20 protein-coding genes and 1 pseudogene are annotated in these 17,452 nt (G+C 43.1%); 16 read left to right on the plus strand and 5 right to left on the minus strand.

Annotated elements, in window-relative coordinates; all coding sequences use genetic code 11:
- Nucleotides 1-99: 99 nt before the first annotated feature.
- Both feoB and M3079_RS01375 read right to left on the minus strand, forming a co-directional pair.
- The gene (feoB, locus tag M3079_RS01370) at nt 100-2,115 is read right to left on the minus strand and encodes a ferrous iron transport protein B (protein ID WP_249076751.1); all 2,016 of its coding nucleotides are present in this window, start codon (nt 2,113-2,115) and stop codon (nt 100-102) included.
- The gene (locus M3079_RS01375; RefSeq protein WP_021716660.1) at nt 2,112-2,351 is read right to left on the minus strand and encodes a FeoA family protein; all 240 of its coding nucleotides are present in this window, start codon (nt 2,349-2,351) and stop codon (nt 2,112-2,114) included. The genes feoB and M3079_RS01375 overlap by 4 nt, the downstream gene beginning before the upstream one ends.
- Before the next feature lie 295 nt (nt 2,352-2,646).
- On the opposite strand from M3079_RS01375, the gene M3079_RS01380 reads away from it, so the two are divergent.
- The 15 genes and pseudogenes from M3079_RS01380 (at nt 2,647) to M3079_RS01450 (ending at nt 12,985) form a co-directional block, all read left to right on the plus strand.
- Nucleotides 2,647-3,048: a transcriptional repressor gene (locus M3079_RS01380; RefSeq protein ID WP_021716661.1), complete on the plus strand. Its 402-nt coding sequence runs from the start codon at nt 2,647-2,649 to the stop codon at nt 3,046-3,048.
- A gap of 43 nt (nt 3,049-3,091) precedes the next feature.
- Nucleotides 3,092-3,646 carry a rubrerythrin gene (gene rbr, locus M3079_RS01385; protein WP_021716662.1) on the plus strand — a complete coding sequence of 185 codons (555 nt, stop codon included), beginning with the start codon at nt 3,092-3,094 and terminating at the stop codon, nt 3,644-3,646.
- A gap of 132 nt (nt 3,647-3,778) precedes the next feature.
- Complete coding sequence (fosX, locus tag M3079_RS01390; protein ID WP_249076753.1) at nt 3,779-4,198, plus strand: FosX/FosE/FosI family fosfomycin resistance hydrolase; 420 nt, start codon at nt 3,779-3,781, stop codon at nt 4,196-4,198.
- Between the two features lie 2 nt (nt 4,199-4,200).
- A complete protein-coding gene (locus tag M3079_RS01395; protein ID WP_249076755.1) occupies nt 4,201-4,605 on the plus strand; it encodes a ribonuclease Z in 405 nt (134 codons plus the stop codon).
- A complete protein-coding gene (locus M3079_RS01400; protein WP_249076756.1) occupies nt 4,602-5,531 on the plus strand; it encodes a lipoprotein in 930 nt (309 codons plus the stop codon). The genes M3079_RS01395 and M3079_RS01400 overlap by 4 nt, the downstream gene beginning before the upstream one ends.
- A 14-nt stretch (nt 5,532-5,545) precedes the next feature.
- Nucleotides 5,546-6,709: an MFS transporter gene (locus M3079_RS01405; protein WP_249076757.1), complete on the plus strand. Its 1,164-nt coding sequence runs from the start codon at nt 5,546-5,548 to the stop codon at nt 6,707-6,709.
- Nucleotides 6,710-6,960: 251 nt separating this feature from the next.
- On the plus strand, nt 6,961-8,871 hold the full coding sequence (locus tag M3079_RS01410) for a DUF2185 domain-containing protein (RefSeq protein ID WP_249076759.1): 1,911 nt from the start codon (nt 6,961-6,963) through the stop codon (nt 8,869-8,871).
- A 1-nt stretch (nt 8,872) separates the two neighbouring features.
- Nucleotides 8,873-9,091, plus strand: a complete 219-nt coding sequence (locus M3079_RS01415) for a cytochrome D ubiquinol oxidase subunit II (RefSeq protein WP_249076760.1) — start codon at nt 8,873-8,875, stop codon at nt 9,089-9,091.
- Between the two features lie 14 nt (nt 9,092-9,105).
- Complete coding sequence (locus M3079_RS01420; RefSeq protein WP_249076761.1) at nt 9,106-9,852, plus strand: DUF4241 domain-containing protein; 747 nt, start codon at nt 9,106-9,108, stop codon at nt 9,850-9,852.
- Between the two features lie 350 nt (nt 9,853-10,202).
- Nucleotides 10,203-10,931 (plus strand): annotated as a pseudogene (locus tag M3079_RS01425) (DUF4261 domain-containing protein); the annotation flags it as partial.
- Between the two features lie 16 nt (nt 10,932-10,947).
- Nucleotides 10,948-11,274 carry a DUF5713 family protein gene (locus tag M3079_RS01430; protein WP_249076763.1) on the plus strand — a complete coding sequence of 109 codons (327 nt, stop codon included), beginning with the start codon at nt 10,948-10,950 and terminating at the stop codon, nt 11,272-11,274.
- A gap of 14 nt (nt 11,275-11,288) precedes the next feature.
- Nucleotides 11,289-11,699, plus strand: coding sequence for a hypothetical protein (locus M3079_RS01435; RefSeq protein ID WP_249076764.1), 411 nt, complete (start codon nt 11,289-11,291; stop codon nt 11,697-11,699).
- Nucleotides 11,700-11,726: 27 nt separating this feature from the next.
- On the plus strand, nt 11,727-12,245 hold the full coding sequence (locus M3079_RS01440; RefSeq protein ID WP_249076765.1) for a hypothetical protein: 519 nt from the start codon (nt 11,727-11,729) through the stop codon (nt 12,243-12,245).
- Nucleotides 12,242-12,586, plus strand: coding sequence for a hypothetical protein (locus tag M3079_RS01445; protein WP_249076766.1), 345 nt, complete (start codon nt 12,242-12,244; stop codon nt 12,584-12,586). The genes M3079_RS01440 and M3079_RS01445 overlap by 4 nt, the downstream gene beginning before the upstream one ends.
- 45 nt (nt 12,587-12,631) lie before the next feature.
- Entirely contained in the window at nt 12,632-12,985 is a 354-nt protein-coding gene (locus M3079_RS01450; RefSeq protein WP_249076767.1) for a molecular chaperone Hsp90, read from the plus strand.
- Between the two features lie 81 nt (nt 12,986-13,066).
- On the opposite strand, the gene M3079_RS01455 is transcribed toward M3079_RS01450, so the two are convergent.
- Nucleotides 13,067-14,020, minus strand: coding sequence for an L-lactate dehydrogenase (locus M3079_RS01455; RefSeq protein ID WP_249076768.1), 954 nt, complete (start codon nt 14,018-14,020; stop codon nt 13,067-13,069).
- 265 nt (nt 14,021-14,285) lie between these two features.
- Here M3079_RS01455 and M3079_RS01460 point away from each other — a divergent pair, with 265 nt between their 5' ends.
- A complete protein-coding gene (locus tag M3079_RS01460) occupies nt 14,286-14,798 on the plus strand; it encodes a hypothetical protein (protein WP_249076769.1) in 513 nt (170 codons plus the stop codon).
- Nucleotides 14,799-14,864: 66 nt separating this feature from the next.
- Here the strand turns inward: M3079_RS01460 and M3079_RS01465 are convergent, their stop codons facing one another.
- Complete coding sequence (locus M3079_RS01465) at nt 14,865-15,995, minus strand: glycerate kinase (RefSeq protein ID WP_249076770.1); 1,131 nt, start codon at nt 15,993-15,995, stop codon at nt 14,865-14,867.
- A gap of 15 nt (nt 15,996-16,010) precedes the next feature.
- Nucleotides 16,011-17,396, minus strand: coding sequence for a GntP family permease (locus M3079_RS01470; protein WP_249076771.1), 1,386 nt, complete (start codon nt 17,394-17,396; stop codon nt 16,011-16,013).
- Between the last annotated feature and the right edge of the window lie 56 nt (nt 17,397-17,452).

Consider the following 17,452-nt stretch of genomic DNA (forward strand, 5'->3'; position numbering starts at 1 on the left):
TACAAATGTGTATGGCGGTTTTTGTTTTATAATTTTCAAAATAAAAAATTCCTAATGCAAGCCTTAAAAACTTACATTAGGAATTGACAGTTATTATAATCAGTTAAAACCGAGCATCAAACCAATATGGTAAACTGTAAAGGCTGCCAGCCAGGCAACGCATATTTCGTAAGCCATAATGGCAATAGTGGCAATGCCGGAGTTCATTTCACGCTTTATTGCAGCAAGCGCTGCCACGCAGGGTGGATAGAGCAGGGCAAAGGTTAAAAAGCTGAGCGCCGTAAGCGGGGAGAAAAGGTTCTGCAATGCGCTGCCGGTAAGCTCATCGCCGCTGCCGGTAAGAACGGAAAGCGTGCTTATAACAACTTCTTTGGCCGTAATGCCGGTAATTAATGCCGTTGCCGCACGCCAGTCGCCAAAGCCAAGCGGAGCAAACACAGGCGCTATAAAAGAACCGATTTGTGCAAGCATGCTGTTGGCGGGGTTTTCTACCATGTAAAAGCGTGTGTCAAAACTTTGCAGCAGCCAGATAACAATGCTTGCAAGGAAGATAATGGTAAAAGCCCTGTGCAGGAAGTCTTTGGCTTTGCTCCACATGTGCAGGCCTATGCTTCTTGCGGTAGGCAGGCGGTAAGCAGGAAGTTCCATTACAAACGGAACAGGCTGGCCGTTAAATACAAAGGCTTTTAAAAGCAGGCCAGATAAAATAGCAATTAAAATGCCTGTCAGGTACAGGTACATCATTACCTGTGCACGGTTTTCTGCAAAGAAAGCCGCGATAAAAACGCCGTAAACCGGAAGTTTGGCGCTGCACGACATGAAAGGCGTTAAAATAATTGTTATTTTGCGGTCGCGCTCACTGGCAAGAGTGCGTGTTGCCATAATTGCAGGTACGCTGCAGCCAAAGCCGATAAGCATCGGTACAAAAGATGAACCGGAAAGCCCGATTTTACGAAGCAGCATATCCATTACAAAGGCAATGCGCGCCATATAACCTGTATCTTCCAAAAGAGAAAGGAAGAAGAAAAGCGTTACGATAGTTGGCAAAAAGGAAAGCACGCTGCCAACGCCGGTAAATACGCCGTCGATAATAAGCGAGTGAATAGGCGCGCTGACGTTGGCTGCTGTTAAACCTGCATCAGCCGCATCTGTTACGGCGGCAATGCCAAGCTCCAGCAAATTGCTTAATTTTGCGCCTATAACGTCAAAGGTAAGCCAGAACACCGTAAACATTGTTAAAAGGAAAATAGGTATGGCCAGGTATTTATTTGTTAAATAGCGGTCCATTTTTACAGAACGCTTCTGGGCAACGCTTTCATCTGGCTTATGCACGGTCTGGCTGCACAGTTCTTCAATATAGGTGTAGCGCATGTCTGCCAAAGCGGCTTCTTTATCCGTATCTGCTGCGGATTCAAGCTCTGTAACAAAGTGGCCTATAATATCCTGTTCGTTTTCCGTTAATTCCAGTTCTTTGGTTAACAGATCATCGCCTTCAATGAGTTTTGTTGCCGAAAAACGCAGCGGCAAGCCTTTTTTGCGTACTTTAGGTTCAATTAAATGGGCGATGGAATGAATTGCCACATGCGCCGGGCCGGAACAAAAGTCAAGGCGCTCAGGCAGCTGATGAGCTTCAGCGGCGTTTTTGGCGCGGCGGATAAGTTCATCAACACCCGCACCTGAATTGGCCGTTATTGGAATTACCGGTATGGTGAGCTTTTTCTCAAGCGTTTTAATATCAATACTGCCGCCGCTTGCCTGCAATTCGTCCATCATATTAAGGGCAATTACCATTGGCGTATTAAGCTCTATAAGCTGCAGTGATAAATACAGGCTGCGTTCAATATTGGTAGCATCAAGAACGTTTACAATAACATCCGGCTTGTTGCGCAAAAGCAAATCGCGTGTAACAATTTCCTCGGAGGTATAAGGCGAAAGGGAATAAATACCGGGAAGGTCAATAACGGTAATGTCCTTATCTTTCAGCAAAATGCCTTCCTTTTTCTGTACCGTTACGCCGGGAAAATTGCCAACATGCTGGTTGCTGCCGGTAAGATAGTTAAAAAGCGTGCTTTTGCCGCAGTTCTGGTTTCCTACAAGTGCAAATGTAAGTTTCATGCTTCCTCCGGCTGCACGGTAATTTTTTTAGCGTCATCCAGCCTCAGGGTCAGCTCGTAGCCGCGCAGAAAAATTTCAATAGGGTCGCCTAAAGGCGCTCTTTTACGCACCATAACCCTTGTTTTGGGGGTCAGCCCCATATCTAAAAAGCGGCGTCGCAAAATGCCTTCACCGCCAACTGTAATAATCGTGGCCTTTTGCCCGATAGCCAGATTATTTAAAGTAATAGCTTCCATATTTAATTTTCTCCTTTGATTACTTATGACTAACTGCAAATTTATTATATCACTACCAAAACTCATTAGCAATCAAATAAAAGTTTTTAAAATTTTTAAATAACTAAAACTGATAAACGAAAAACATTATTTATTAAAAACACACGTGAATGATAAGCAGGCGCTTACTGAAAAATGCTGTAATTTTAAAGGAAAAAACGCTCATACGTGAAAAAATAGTAAACTTGCTTGACAAGATTTCTTTTGGGTATATAATTGTAATTGAGAATAAGTTTTGTTAGAAGGGAGAGGCAGAATGAAACGTAATACTATTCAAAGACAGCTTGTTATTGCTGCAGTACGCTTCCTGGCGGACCATCCCACGGCTGACGAGGTTTATGAACGCATAACCATGGAATATCCCGATATCAGTAAGGGAACGGTGTACCGCAACCTTAACTCGCTTGTGGAAAGCGGGCTTTTAAACAAGGTTTCCGTACCCAGCGGCGCAGACAGGTTTGACCATATGCTTACTAAGCATTACCACATTAAATGTTCCCATTGCGGGAAATTTATGAATGTAGAGAATATGGATTACATGGAAGACCTTGACGAAAAGGTCGCCGCAGTAACCGGCTTCAAAATGCAGAGCCATGATATTGTCTTTAATGGATTGTGCCCCGATTGCCAGAAGCTTGAGGCAAAAGAAGCACAATAAGTGCAGCAGCACAAATAAAATTTATTTTATGGAGGTATGAACAATGGAATTTAAAGGAAGCAGAACTGAAGCAAATTTGCAGGCAGCATTTGCCGGTGAATCTCAGGCAAGAAACAAATATACCTATTATGCAGGTATTGCAAAAAAAGAAGGCTACAACCAGATTGCCAATATTTTTGAAGAAACCGCAGGCAACGAAAAAGAACATGCTAAAATCTGGTTTAAACTTTTAACCAGCGGCGGCGTAGCACACAGCAGCCTGCCCGATACTTTAACCAACCTTAAAGACGCAGCAGCAGGCGAAAACTATGAATGGACCGAAATGTATGCCGAATTTGCCAAAGTAGCAAAAGAAGAAGGCTTTGATTATATTGCCATGCTGTTTGAAGAAGTTGGCAAAATTGAAAAAGAACACGAAGAACGCTACAATGCACTGGTTGCCAACATTGAAAATGACCGTGTATTTAAACGCGAAGAAAAACAGGTTTGGATTTGCGGCAACTGCGGCCATATTGTAATTGCTGAAAAAGCTCCGGAAGTTTGCCCTGTTTGCGACCATCCGAAAGCATATTTTGAACTGCGCAAAGTAAACTACTAATATCTAAACGGTAAATAACCAGTCCCCGGTGGGAAAATCCTGCCGGGGATTTTTGTATTCTTTTAAAAACTTAACTTGCAAAGTGTTTTTTATAATGCTATGATGAAAATGATTTGTTTAAGGAGGCAGTTTATGCAAATAAGCCATATTACTTTTATTGTACACGATATTGAACGTACAACAGTTATGTTGCAGCAGCTGCTTAATGGCAAAATTATTTACGACAGCGGTAAGAACACTTTTTCGCTGTCGCAGGAAAGATTTTTTGATATTGATGGTTTGTGGCTGGTGATTATGCAGGGTGAATCTTTAAAGGAAACAACCTATAACCACATAGCTTTTAAAATTGATGAAAAGGAATATGATGAATATAAAAAACGTATTGAAACTCTTGGCTTAACCTTTAGGGAAGGGCGCAGCCGTATAGAGGGAGAAGGGCGTTCTTTATATTTTTATGATTATGACAATCATCTTTTTGAACTGCATACAGGTACGTTGTCAGAGCGTTTAAAAAGTTATGATGAATATAATAAACAGCACGGAAGGGTATAAAAATGATTTTAATTGCTTGCGTTGATGATAATTTAGGCATGTTGTTCAATTCACGCCGCCAGAGCATGGACAGGATTTTGCGTGCGCGGCTGCTGAAGCTTTGCGGCACGCATAAACTGTGGATGAACGCATACAGCCGCGGACAGTTTGATAAGACTGCTGAAGGCATAACCGTTGACGAGGATTTTATGGCAAAAGCAGGCAGTGATGATTATTGTTTTGCCGAAAACATCAGCGTTAAGCCGTATGAAAAAGAAGTGCAGAAAATTATTTTGTACAGGTGGAACCGCGTTTACCCGGCGGATTTATATTTTGACATTGATTTAAAAAACTGGCATCTTAAAGAGAGCAATGATTTTGCCGGTTCATCCCACGATAAAATTACGGAGGAAGTTTACGTAAAATGAGAAAAATATTTGCTGTAATTTGTTCTTTAATATTGGCTGTAAGCCTTGTTTTAAGCGGCTGCGGGCAAAAAGGCAGCAATGCCGCCGCACCGGCAGGCAGTTCCGTTAACGCCGCCGGTATTGCTTCTGCACCTGCGTACAGCGGCAAGCCCTTTATTGCAATTAACGGCAATAAACCAAATTTTACCGAGGCTGATTTAACCGAGAAATCATTTGAAAAATACAGCCCGCTGGATAGTTTAAAACGCTGCGGCACGGCGTTTGCCAATGTATCAAAAGAAACTATGCCTAAAGAAAAGCGCGGCAGTATTGGCCAGGTTAAGCCGAGCGGCTGGCAGACGGCAAAATACGATTTTGTCGACGGCAAGTATCTTTATAACCGCTGCCATTTAATCGGCTATCAGCTTACGGCTGAAAATGCAAACGAACGCAATTTAATAACCGGAACGCGCTATATGAATGTGGACGGCATGCTGCCGTTTGAAAATATGGTGGCCGACTATATTAAAGAAACAGGCAACCACGTTTTATACCGTGTAACGCCGGTGTTTAACGGCAATAACCTTGTGGCCTCAGGCGTACAGATGGAGGCAATGTCCGTAGAGGATAAGGGTGCAGGCATAAGCTTTAATGTTTTCTGTTATAATGTACAGCCGGGCGTGGAAATTAATTATGCAGACGGCAAAAGCAAACTGGCAGAAGGCCAGCAAACGGCAAAAACTGCCGGCAATAAGCCAAAAGTATGCCCAACTGCCGATGATTATGCAGTACAAAGCTATGTGTTAAATAACGGCAGCAAAAAATTCCATAAACCTGATTGCAGCGGCGCAGAAAAAATAAGCGCTAAAAATAAGGAAAACTTTAAAGGGCGGCGTGCCGAATTAATCAGCAAAGGCTACAGCCCATGCGGAATTTGCAAGCCTTAACCGGAGGTTAATTAATGGGATTAGTAGATGATTATTTATCGGCCTATAAAGTAGGCAAAAAAGAGCAGATGGCTGCGCGCATGGCCTTTTTTATCAGCGGGTTTGCGGTTGCCACCTGGGCTCCAATGATACCGGCAGTTAAAGATAAATTGCAAATTGGCGCCGATGTATTAGGCATGCTGTTATTAAGCATCGGCATCAGTGCGTTTATTTTTATGCCGCTGGCAGGCATGTTAAGCCGCAGTTACGGCTGCAAAAAAGTTTTGCGCACAGCTATCGCCGTTATGGCAGCGGATTTGATAATTTTATCGCTGCTTGGCAATATTTGGGGCTTTTTGGTTTTTCTTGCGGTTTTTGGCGCAGCAATGGGCTGCATAGATGTTAATATGAACCTTAATGCCGTTATTGTAGAAAATGCTTCTAAAAAGCGTATGATGAGCGGCATGCACGCTTTATGGAGCGTTGGCTGCTTTGCCGGTGCAGGTTTATTCAGCCTTTTGGCCAAAGCAGGGCTTGGCATAACAGTTATCGCCGCCATACACAGCCTTATAGTAATGGTGTTTACAGTAATTTACAGCCGCCACTTTTTAAACTTTAAAGGTGCTGGCAACGAAAAACCAATCGCTGTTCCCAAAGGCATAGTAGTGTTTTTCGGCGTGCTAGCGTGCATAACATTTTTGGGCGAAGGTGCAGTTATGGACTGGAGCGGCGTTTTGCTTACAGAAGTAAAAAATACCGAGCTTTCGCTTGCAGGCGTAGGCTATGCCGTTTTTTCGGTAGCAATGCTGTGTATGCGCCTTTTGGGCGATAAAATAGTAGCCGTGCTTGGCGAAGAAGAAACATTGGTTTTTGGCAGTATTATCGGCGCCATTGGCTTTTTAAGCGTTATCTTTTTGGAAAACTTTTATGCCATTCAGCTGGGGTTTGTACTTATGGGATTAGGGCTAGCCAACATAGTGCCCACAATTTATTCGCTTACAAAATACCAGAAAGTTATGCCCATTAACGCAGCTGTGACGGCAATAACCAGCATGGGTTATACCGGCGTAATTTTAGGGCCGGCAGTTTTAGGTTTTGTTGCACACGGTTTCGGCATAACGCAGGTATTTTACCTGCTTGCAGTTTTGCTTGCCGCTCAGGGCGTGGCCGTTAAATATTACTTTGCCAAAATGGGTTAGAACATTGTTTAAAACTTTAAAGTTTAGTATAATTAAATAAAGTATAACCGGGAGCGGCAAAGATTATGGGCTGTGTAATCATCAGACAGGCAATCAGGCAGGCGAAGCGGCGTTATAACTTAAGGCCGGCACTTTGTTATGTAATAAATATTAACAATAAAATTAACGGACGCTTTGCTGTTTACGCTTAACGCAGACAGCAGGGCGTCCTTTTGTATTTTGGCGCAGGCTGTTTGAAAGGGGAAGGCTTTATGAACGATTTACTTAAAAAGATTGTGGAGTGGAATGAAGCAAATGAATATCAAAAATGTGTTGATGCCATTGAAGCCATACCGGAAGAAGAACGCGGCTATGAACTGACCGTGCTTTTGGGCAGGGCTTACAGCAATTTGGGAGTGTTTGGCGATAATAATTCCAAAGCAAACGAGGACGGCGTGGATATATTTTTGCTGGAAAAAGCCGTAAATATTTTTGAAAGCGTGCGCCTGCAAGGGCTGGATGACTGGTATTGGAATTGCCGTATGGCTTACGCTCTGTGGATGACATCCGGGCGCGAGCTGGAAGCACTGGCCTATGCACGCAAATGGCAGCAGTTAAAGCCTGATGACGAAGACGCGGCAAATTTAATTAAAACCATCGAAGAATATATTGAAGAAAATTACCGCGAACCGGAAGTTTACAGTTTTGAAGAAATGCAGAGCGTTGGAAACCATATTGAAAAATATTTCGGCAAGTACGGCCGCGTAATGCATGAATTGGCATCGCCTGATATTCACGTGGATATTTATGTTATCCCGCCACGGGCGGAACATGAATATTATACGCTGGTAACCTGCGGCATGGGTGCGCATAAAATGGAAGTGCCTGATGAGCTGAAAAACGAACAATTGGAACGTGCCGAACTTTTAATTAACCTGCCGGCCGGTTGGCAGCTTGACGAAGAATCACTAAAGGACGAAAAGTGGTACTGGCCTATACGATTTTTGAAATTTATGGCGCGCAGCCCTGTTAATAACGGAATGTATTATGACTGGGGCTCAACGCTTGAATTTGACGATATTACCAGCTTTGATGAGAGTACAAAGCTGTGTTCGGCTGTTGTTTTAAGCCCCGGTGTTTTTGGCGAAGTAAGTTATGCCTGCACGCTTCCAAATGGCGATGCAGTAAATTTTTATCAGGCAATACCGCTTTATAAAGAAGAACTTGATTATAAAGTGGAAAACGGGATGGATAAATTATTGCAAAAATGCCCGGATGAAATTTTGGAAGTCATCAATCCCAACCGTTTAAACGCTGTTACTGATGCAGAAATATTAAATTATGATGACCGCGAAATGGACTGTGCCGCAGAGCATTTAAAACTGATACAGGAACATAATCTTTCGGTTGATGAACTGGCAGTATACAGCCATATGGCGGCATACCTGCGCTGGTGCATAAACCATAATTTAATGGGCGACGTTTTTTTACAGCAGCACGGTGACGTGGCTATAAATGTAAAAAGCGGCAGCCTTAATGATTTGCGTGCTTTTGTGCGTGATGAACTTGGCGGCAGGCTTATGATAATTGATTACAACTATAAAGGGGTATGCTTTGCCAACTGGTACAACACCGGCAACCGCAGCATGCCCTACGCCTTTATTAAAGATTTAAAAGCATACGCAAGAGAATATTTTAAAGGGCAAATGCCTTGCGCAGAAGAAGCGGCATACCTGCTTTTGCCCTGGGGTGACGAATATTGCCGGGCTGTTGAAAAAATTATTGAAGGACGTTTTGCCGAATGGCAAAAACTGTGCGGAGAAGAAAATGCTGTGCAGCCGTTTATTGATGAAAGCAATTTTAAAGAACTGCTGCCAGACTGGCAGGGAGCACGGCATTGCCGCATAAGTAAACGGATTATAAAAGACGGCTGTACGGTAGGCTTTTGCTGCCGGGAGGAACCTGACAGCGATGATACAGGCTGGGACAGCGGCTGGTACTTTGAAGCTGGCGACGAGGATGAAGTTTATGCCGGTGAAGATGCAGAGTATGGCATTTACGATTTAAATACTATCTGCAATTTGTATCCGGAGCTTTTGCCTTTGTTAAACAGCCCTTATGGTACTGCTTTTGAGCGCAATAAAAAGGGCAGACTGGTACAGATAAAGGACGAAGAGGAATAAAATGGATAAGGCTTTGACGGATTTTATAACCGAATACCGTGATTACATAACACTTTTTACAGGCATTGTGCTTGTTGTTGGAGCAGTAAAAAACTGGAACTGGCTGTGTAACCCGGTCGGTAAGCCGGACGCACAGCTTTTAAGCCGCGGCATGTACCGGCTTATCTTTGGCGCGCTTGGTTTAATACTTATTGTTTGCAGCTTAACGCTGATGTTTTAAAAGGAGGTCTTTTTATGGAACCTACTAAAGAATGGCTTGCTTTATATGAAAAAGTAAAAGAAAAAACTAAAAGTGCGGTAGATTTTAATAAGTATTTTGAGGAAAAAGAAATTGCCGGAATGGCTTTGGATGTTATGAATATTGGTTTATGCGATTTGCCAAGCGGCAAAGTAATAGTTGCCGACCCTTTGGTTTACCTTGATAAAAATTGTACTCCGTATTTAGTGCAGGCTCCTGCCGGAAGTTATCAAACGGAAGTTTGCGTTGTTAAACAGCATGATGGTGATTGCGCGCGTTATGCTGCTGTGCGCCTGCGTTTTAACCAAAACCGCGCTGTAAAATTTTATGAGGCGCTTATTGGCAGTGAAGATTTGGAAAACTTTGAAGAAGGAGAATATTTTGGCTTTAATGTAGATGCCGGTTTGGGATGTATCTGCGATGCCGGAATAAATAAAATTATTGCCGAATGGCAGGAAAAATGGGAAAAGGAAAATCCTGACGGCGAGATTTATAACGATTATTTTTATGGTTTTTTTAAAGAAAGTTACAAACAAAATCCGCAGTATCAGCGTGATGGCGGAGACTGGATTAACTGGCAGGTTCCCGGTACGGATTATCACGTTCCGTTTCTTCAATCTGGCTTTGGCGACGGAACATACCCGGTTTACTGGGGATTTGATGAAAACGGCAAGGTTTGCCAGCTGATAGTGCAGTTTATTGATATAGAACTTGCTTACAATGATGAAGATGAGGAGGAATAGCTATGAATATGGAACAAATGCAGGCGGCAAAAGCAGCAATGGCAGAATGGCTGGCGCACCCGCAGGAGCTTGGGCACGAACCGGCAGAAATTGAATGTGCCGGCACTTTTGAGCTGCATGAAATGACTTATTATTTGTTTAAATACCGTGCCGAAGCAGGCGGCGCGTGGCTGCTTGGCGTATGCGGCGGTTATGAAGGCGATGGGCTCGAACATTGCGGGCATGTGTTCAGCGAAATGGAAGAATATGACCCCGCAACAGCCGAAGAAAAAGCTGCGGCAATGGTAGAAATGGTGCGCACTTATTGGATGGAACAGGCTAAAGAGATTGAAGCACGCAAAAACAGGGCAGGCAGTTTTGCAGGCTTTGTGCTGATGGCAGAAAATAAATGGGATAAAGGTCAGCTCATCCGCAATTTAAAAGAAGAATGGGGCATTGAAGTCGTTGAAGACAGCGACGAAAAACGGGAAGACGCTTTGGTATTTGATGTTGGCAATATGATTGCCGCTGTAAGTTTGATGCCTGCGCCGATACCTAACGGCGAAGCGGAAGCCAATGCTGCAAACAACTATATGTGGCCGGAAGCTGTGGAAGCAGCCAAAGCGCATAAAGCGCACATTATGGTGGCAATTATCGGCAAAGAAGAAAACCTACTGGAACGTGGCAAACTGTTTACCAAAATTTTGGCTTGCTGCTGCGCTCAGCCCGGCGCTTTGGGCGTGTATACCAGCGGCGTAGTGTTTGCGCCGTGGTTTTATGCTAAATTTGCCAACATTATGAAAGAAGGCGGCCTGCCGGTTTACAACTGGATTTGGATAGGGCTGTACCGCAGTGAAAAAGGCATTTGCGGCTATACCTATGGCATGGTGGAATTCGGCAAGGACGAAATGGAAGTTTTGGATGCCGATGCCGACCCCAACGATTTGCGTGACTTTATCTACAGCTTAGCAGGCTATGTGCTGGAGTATGATGTAACCCTTAACAACGGTGAAACTATCGGCTTCAGCGCCGAGGACAAACACGCCATAACTTACAGTGAAGGCGTTGCTTTGCCGGGCATGACGCTGAAAATTGAATATTAAGGGAGGAATTGTTATGAAAAAGTTTAATCCCGATTATGTACTGCTTGAAGAAATGTATCAGGACGAATATTACCCTGATTTTTTAGTTGATAAAGTAAAAGCGGAAATAACAAAAGTGATAGAACTTTTGGAAAGCGGCGAAAGCGATGTTGAAATTATCCAAGGCAAACTTGATGAAATAACATGTGCCATTAATGATTTGCAGGAAGAATTTTGGGACAATGACAGCGAAATTGAAACCGTTGCAAGAGATTGTATAGGCGAAACGATATATTACATTTTAAACTGGTTTGATGTACCTATTGATGAAGAAGAAGCCATCCGCGAACGCGATTGGTAAGAAAGGAGTAAATTATGAGCTATGATTTGATGGTTTTTGAAATAACCAAAGCACCAAAAACTAAAAAAGAATTTATGGCATGGTACGATAAAATAACGGAATGGGAAGAAGAGCACGATTATGAAACAGTCAGCGTAACTTCGCCCGCTTTGCAAAACTGGTTTATGGAAATGAAAGAAACCTTCCCGCCGATGAACGGCGAGTTTGCGCCTGACGACGAGGCGATTAAAAATGATGAAGATTTGGAAAGCCGTTTAACGGATTACAGCATAAGCTATGACTCTGTTTACGCTGCTTTTAGTTGGTCTCTTGCCGAAGAAGCATACGAAACAATGCGCAGGCTTGCGCAAAAACACGGCGTTGGCTTTTTTGATGCCAGCGGCGACGGCGATATTATTTTGCCGGACGGTATGATGATAGAGTAATGTTCATGGTTTTTATGTGAATGATAAATGAAAGAAAATGATTTTATGTTAAAAATAATTTTTATGACATTACTTTTGTGCTTTAGTTTGATAAATTATGATTTCTCTTATGTTAATGCTGCCGAAAATAAAAATGTACAATATTCTGCAACAACGATTTTAAATACTAAAATATTTTCTAATGATGAATTTGGGATAACATTAGAAATCCCCGAAGAATTTGAAAAGGTTAAAAGAGATTTAAAAGAGGGAGAACTTTTATTGGCTAAAAGTAATTTTGATGCGTCATTATTAAGCATAGACGCTTTCAAAATGAATGGTCTTTATTATGTATTTGATAATGAAGAAGGAGAAAATCAGAAGAAAGAAGATATTTTAAAACAATTTTCTGATTTAGCTAAAAAAGAACGTGTTAATAAAGATGAAAAAATTTTAGAAAATAGCATTATAAATATTAACGATCAAAAAGTGTTTCATTTTGTATATGCAAAGAAAGTACCTTATAAAAATAAGTTTATAACATATATTGAGGTAATACTTTTATGACAGGAGTCATTTTAGAAAAGTTGGGTGATAATCCTAAGCATTCGTATTATCCAAATTCATTAACTAATTTAAATTCAGAAGAAAAACAGATAATTTTAGAAAATCTTATGTTAGAATCGAAAGACATAAGTAAATATGCGAAAAATGTTAAAATATCCTTTATTGAAGTAAATAAAATGGATTCTGTTCTATTAGAATTTGATGATTCAACAAGTCATTCTTTAAGTTATATATTTATAAAAGATGGTAATTATATAGCTTTTGATTATATTTATAATGCTGCAAGCGAAAAAGAAGTAAGACCTTTAGTTGAAAAATCTGTTCAAAGTATTAAGTTATAATACTATATAAGCAACGATTTATATTTTTAAAAAGGATGATTTATTATGACTAATGAATTAAGAACTTACCTTACTGAACAGGTTAACGCTTTAAAAAACGCACCTTCCTGCTGTGCAGAAGCCAAAGCAGTTTGCGCTGAATGGCTGGAAGCAGCCGGTACTGATAAAGAAGCAGAAATGACCAAAAAGCTTATTGCCGAAGTTGAAGCGGACATTATGCCTGTTGACGGTTTAATTGCTTTTGCAGGCAGCGAAACAGGCGTTAAAGTTTTTGGCGAAGAAATGGCTAAAAACGTACTTGCCCATGCCGAAGAAATTAAAAAGAACGGCGCAAAATTCTGCGATTGCCCGGCCTGCACTGCCTGTGCTGCCATTATCGCCAAAAAAGCTGAACTGTAATTTAACAGCGTAAATAGTAAAACAGCACTCCGAAAGTAAAATTACTTTTGAAGTGCTGTTTGCGTTTACGTTGGTTTATTTTTATTTTACGCTTTCGGCTCTTTCCAAAAAGCCGCGGATAATATCGCAGGATTTGGCGAATTTTTCTTTTTCGCTTTCGTCAAGTTCTACTTCTAAAATTTGTTCAAGGCCGTTTTTGCCGATAACGCAGGGCACGCCTGCGGCAACATCTTTTTGCCCGTATTCACCGTTAAGTGCTGTGGAGCAGGGCCAGATGAGTTTCTGGTCATGGAAAATTGCTTTTATGAGCATTACGGCAACATTGGCAATGCCAAATTCGGTGCAGCCCTTGCCGTCAACTTCAATATCACCGGCGCGTTTAACCTGTTCCTGCAAATCATCAAGGTTAAGTGCGGCAAGCCTTGGGGTATTTTCTCGCATCTGCAAAAACGGAGTGCCGTTAATAAATATGCGCGACCACACAATAAAGCTGCTGTTGCCGTGTTCGCCCATGCACATTGCCTGAATGGAGCGGCGGCTGTAACCGGTAGCGGCAGAAAGCACGCGCAGCAGGCGATAGGTTTCCAGGCTGGTGCCGGTGCAGAAGCAGCGGTTTGTCTGCCAGTTCATCTGGCGGCGGATGTATTCACAGATAATATCGGCAGGGTTGGAAATACTAATCATAATACCTTTAAAATCAACCTGTTTTAAATGGCCGATTACTTCGTTTGCCATGCGGATGGTATCGTCGAACATGTCAAGGCGTGTTTCGCCGGGTTTGCGGCTGCGCCCAAACGCAACAACCATAATATCGGCATCGTTAAGTTCCTCGTATTCACCGGCGCGTATAACGGCGTCATGTCCGCATAAAGCTCCGCTTACGCAGTCGTCAAGGTCCAATGCCTGTGCGGCTGCTTTTTCTTTTAAAATATCAATTAAAACAATGTCATCGGCTTCGCCGGATTGAATAAGGCCCAGTGCTACATGAGAGCCTACATGCCCGGCACCGATAATGACAACCTTTCTTGTTTTCATATACTATACCTTCTTTTTACGTATTACAGCGTCAGCTGCATTTACATAATACTATAAATTTTTAAAAAGTGAAAGTTAATTATTATTTTGCCAGATTCAAACCGTGGACGCGGCGCTTTATGTTTCAGATATTACAATTAGCTGCTAAAATAAGCAGCAAAGGAAATTTTAATTGTAAATTGTTTGTAAGGTTTATTGCTTATTATTGTTATGTTTTTGTATAATTATTATAGATGGTATATTGTTTAATTTTAAGGAGTGAGGGATGATGAAAAAGGTATTGTGTACATTATTGATGGCAGCATTTATCAGCCCGTTATGGGCAGCGGAAACGGAAGCTGCTCCTGAACAAAAATTAATGCCTGCTATTACCGCAGATACGGGCGGCAATGAGCTTGGCGTTGTAAACGATATTCTGCGCGCGGCAAGCGGCAAGGACAGCCCTTTTGACCATGATAACGGCAGAGGCAATGACGATAAATGGCGTCACGATAATGGACGCCGCGGCAATTACAAAAAAGACCGTGACAGATGGGAACGTGAAGAACGCCGTGACAGGCATGACGATGACCGCTGGGAAGACGACGATGATGACAGATGGGACGACGACCGTTGGGATGATGACGATGATGACAGGTGGGACGACGACCGCTGGGAAGACGACGATGATGACAGGTGGGACGATGACCGCTGGGAAGATGACGACGACAGGTGGGATGACGACCGTTGGGAACACGATGACGATGACAGATGGGATGATGACCGCTACGAAGATTAATTAAAATATGAAAAGAAAAACTCCTGCCCGGCAGTTAAGTTTGCCAAACAGGAGTTTTATTTTGTTTTAGCGCATATGCTTCATAAAATACATAATATTGTCGATTGTCAGCCGCAGATCATCTTTCGCTCTTAATTTAATCTGCTCATAGGGGAGGGCAACGCGGTTAATGCTGAAAATTCCGGTAACGCCTTCCTCATAGGCTTTTTGAATATCGCTGCCGATATCGCCGACAACGGCAATAAGCGGTACGGATGATTTTTTAGCGCGGCGTGCAACGCCAATAACTACTTTACCGCGCAGGGACTGGGTATCAATTTTGCCTTCGCCTGAAATAATAAGGTCTGCACCTTCAAGCAGGTTATTAAAATGAACGGTATCAAGCACCGTTTCTATGCCCGGCTGTAAAGTGCTGTTAAAAAATGCCGCCATACCGCCGCCCATGCCGCCTGCTGCGCCTGAGCCCGGCAGGTTCAGCACATCTTTATCCAAATCGCGTTTAATGATTTCGGACATGTGATAAAGACCTGCATCAAGCATTTTTATACAACCTTCGTCAGCGCCCTTTTGCGGACCGAAAACAGCTGAAGCCCCATGCGGCCCGCAGAGCGGGTTATCAATATCGCACATGGTAACAATAGGAACTTCGCGCAGAAGTGGATTAATGCCGCTTGCGTCGATAGCGGCAATATCCTTTAAGGTTTCACCGACAGGGACAAAACTTTCATTTTTACTGTTGATAAAGCGTACGCCCAGAGCTGCTGCCGCACCGCAGCCGCCTTCGTTGGTTGCGCTGCCGCCAAGGCCTACAATAAGTTTTTTGCATTTGTTGCGCAAAGCGTCATCGATAAGCTGGCCTACGCCGTAAGTGGTGGTTTTTTCTGCGCGGCGGTTTTCGCCTACCAGAGGCAGCCCTGCAGCTGCTGCCATTTCAATTACAGCAGTGCCATCGGGTAAAATTCCGTAAAAAGAATTTATTTCGCGGCCGTAAGGGTCCTGTGCTTTAACGCTTACTTTTTCGCCGCCCAGTGCTTCCAAAAAGGCGTCAACGCTTCCTTCGCCGCCGTCAGCAACCGGAATGCTTACAACTTCTGCTTCCGGATAGTGATGGTGTATGCTTTCTTCCATAATGGAGCAGATTTCCATGGAAGACATCGTGCCTTTAAAAGAATCGGGTATTAAAAGGATTTTTTTCATAAATTACTCCTTAAATCAGCAGAACAGGGACAAGAGCCAGATGCCAAGCATGGAAGATACGCCAAGCACCAAAGTGCAGACGGTCTGGGTTTTGTAGCCCTGGTCAGGAGTCATTTCGCCGAAGTTGGTAACAACCCAGAAGTAAGAGTCATTAGCGTGCGATACTACCATAGCGCCTGCGCCGATTGCCATAACGGTAAGGGTGGTAAGCATCGGGGTATCAAGGCCGAGTACGCCCAGGAGCGGTGCAACAATGCCTGCGGTTGTTGTAAGGGCAACGGTGGAAGAACCCTGAGCCGTTTTAAGAATTGCAGAAAGAAGGAACGGGAAGAAAATACCGATAGTTTCCAAAATGCCTGCGTTGGCGGTAATGTACTGTACCATACCGGAAACAGCAATAACTTTGCCGAGTACGCCGCCGGCAGCGGTTACAAACAAAATAGGGCCGGAAACTTTTAAGGTTTCATTGGTAAGTTCGTAAAATTCACCGGTTTTGCCGGAGCTGATAAGCTGGGCAACAGCAAAGATAACGCCTACTGCCAGTGCAATTACAGGTGTGCCGAGGAAAACACATACATCGGCGAAGAAGCCGGTCCATTTAGCCATGTTGGAAATGGAACCCAAAGCCATTAACAAAATAGGAATGATAATAGGAGCGAGGGACATGAACGCGCCCGGAATATTTTTGTGGGAAGCCATAATTTCTTCATAAGTTTTTACAACTTCGCCGTCGTTAATGTCTTCCGGAGTTTTAACTTTCGGGCCGATATATTTGACGAAAGCATAGCCTGCAATAAGCGGGAAAATGGAAACTACCATGCCCATGCCGATAACCAGCAGCAGATTATTGCCAATGCCCAAAGTATTTGCCGCAGCAATAGGGCCCGGTGTAGGGGGAATAAATACATGGGAGATGTAAAGGCCGGCGCTTAAAGCTACCGACATGCCAACGCTTGGCGCAAGAGTACGTTTAACCAGCGCTTTGCGGATAGGGTTCAAAATTACAAAACCGGAATCGCAGAATACAGGAATGGAAACAACCCAGCCCATAAGTTCAATGGCGAGTTCCGGGTTCTTTTTGCCAACCAGTTTAATAATAAGGTCTGCCAGTTTAAAGGCTGCACCGGTAATTTCCAAAATGCCGCCGATAAGGGCGCCTAAAATAATAACGATACCGATACTTGTAAATGTGCCGGAGAAACCGGAACCGATAACAGTGGCAATGCCCTGAACCGTTTTGCCGTCAACTTTGGTGTCCACCAGAGGAATACCGGCAACGAGGCCAAGAACAAGAGATACGGTCATAATAGACAAAAACGGATGAATCTTGTACTTGGAGATAGCGACAATCATGACGATGATAGCGATAACAAACGCTATCATTAAACCTAAACCTGACATAATAAAAATTCCCCCTTAATTTAATAGGTATTTTAAAATTCTTATATAGAATACTA

Source organism: Phascolarctobacterium sp. ET69 (assembly GCF_023336935.1).
GTDB lineage: Bacteria > Bacillota > Negativicutes > Acidaminococcales > Acidaminococcaceae > Fusicatenibacter_A > Fusicatenibacter_A intestinipullorum.

Excerpts from the sequence above, each read along its gene's own strand:
- M3079_RS01460 (WP_249076769.1), top strand. The coding sequence starts at position 14,286 with ATGATGAAAAAGGTATTGTGTACATTATTGATGGCAGCATTTATCAGC.
- M3079_RS01375 (WP_021716660.1), bottom strand. The coding sequence starts at position 2,351 with ATGGAAGCTATTACTTTAAATAATCTGGCTATCGGGCAAAAGGCCACG.
- M3079_RS01470 (WP_249076771.1), bottom strand. The coding sequence starts at position 17,396 with ATGTCAGGTTTAGGTTTAATGATAGCGTTTGTTATCGCTATCATCGTC.
- fosX (WP_249076753.1), top strand. The coding sequence starts at position 3,779 with ATGCAAATAAGCCATATTACTTTTATTGTACACGATATTGAACGTACA.
- M3079_RS01420 (WP_249076761.1), top strand. The coding sequence starts at position 9,106 with ATGGAACCTACTAAAGAATGGCTTGCTTTATATGAAAAAGTAAAAGAA.
- M3079_RS01465 (WP_249076770.1), bottom strand. The coding sequence starts at position 15,995 with ATGAAAAAAATCCTTTTAATACCCGATTCTTTTAAAGGCACGATGTCT.
- M3079_RS01450 (WP_249076767.1), top strand. The coding sequence starts at position 12,632 with ATGACTAATGAATTAAGAACTTACCTTACTGAACAGGTTAACGCTTTA.
- M3079_RS01430 (WP_249076763.1), top strand. The coding sequence starts at position 10,948 with ATGAAAAAGTTTAATCCCGATTATGTACTGCTTGAAGAAATGTATCAG.
- feoB (WP_249076751.1), bottom strand. The coding sequence starts at position 2,115 with ATGAAACTTACATTTGCACTTGTAGGAAACCAGAACTGCGGCAAAAGC.
- rbr (WP_021716662.1), top strand. The coding sequence starts at position 3,092 with ATGGAATTTAAAGGAAGCAGAACTGAAGCAAATTTGCAGGCAGCATTT.
- M3079_RS01435 (WP_249076764.1), top strand. The coding sequence starts at position 11,289 with ATGAGCTATGATTTGATGGTTTTTGAAATAACCAAAGCACCAAAAACT.
- M3079_RS01440 (WP_249076765.1), top strand. The coding sequence starts at position 11,727 with ATGAAAGAAAATGATTTTATGTTAAAAATAATTTTTATGACATTACTT.
- M3079_RS01380 (WP_021716661.1), top strand. The coding sequence starts at position 2,647 with ATGAAACGTAATACTATTCAAAGACAGCTTGTTATTGCTGCAGTACGC.
- M3079_RS01445 (WP_249076766.1), top strand. The coding sequence starts at position 12,242 with ATGACAGGAGTCATTTTAGAAAAGTTGGGTGATAATCCTAAGCATTCG.
- M3079_RS01410 (WP_249076759.1), top strand. The coding sequence starts at position 6,961 with ATGAACGATTTACTTAAAAAGATTGTGGAGTGGAATGAAGCAAATGAA.
- M3079_RS01395 (WP_249076755.1), top strand. The coding sequence starts at position 4,201 with ATGATTTTAATTGCTTGCGTTGATGATAATTTAGGCATGTTGTTCAAT.
- M3079_RS01455 (WP_249076768.1), bottom strand. The coding sequence starts at position 14,020 with ATGAAAACAAGAAAGGTTGTCATTATCGGTGCCGGGCATGTAGGCTCT.
- M3079_RS01400 (WP_249076756.1), top strand. The coding sequence starts at position 4,602 with ATGAGAAAAATATTTGCTGTAATTTGTTCTTTAATATTGGCTGTAAGC.
- M3079_RS01415 (WP_249076760.1), top strand. The coding sequence starts at position 8,873 with ATGGATAAGGCTTTGACGGATTTTATAACCGAATACCGTGATTACATA.
- M3079_RS01405 (WP_249076757.1), top strand. The coding sequence starts at position 5,546 with ATGGGATTAGTAGATGATTATTTATCGGCCTATAAAGTAGGCAAAAAA.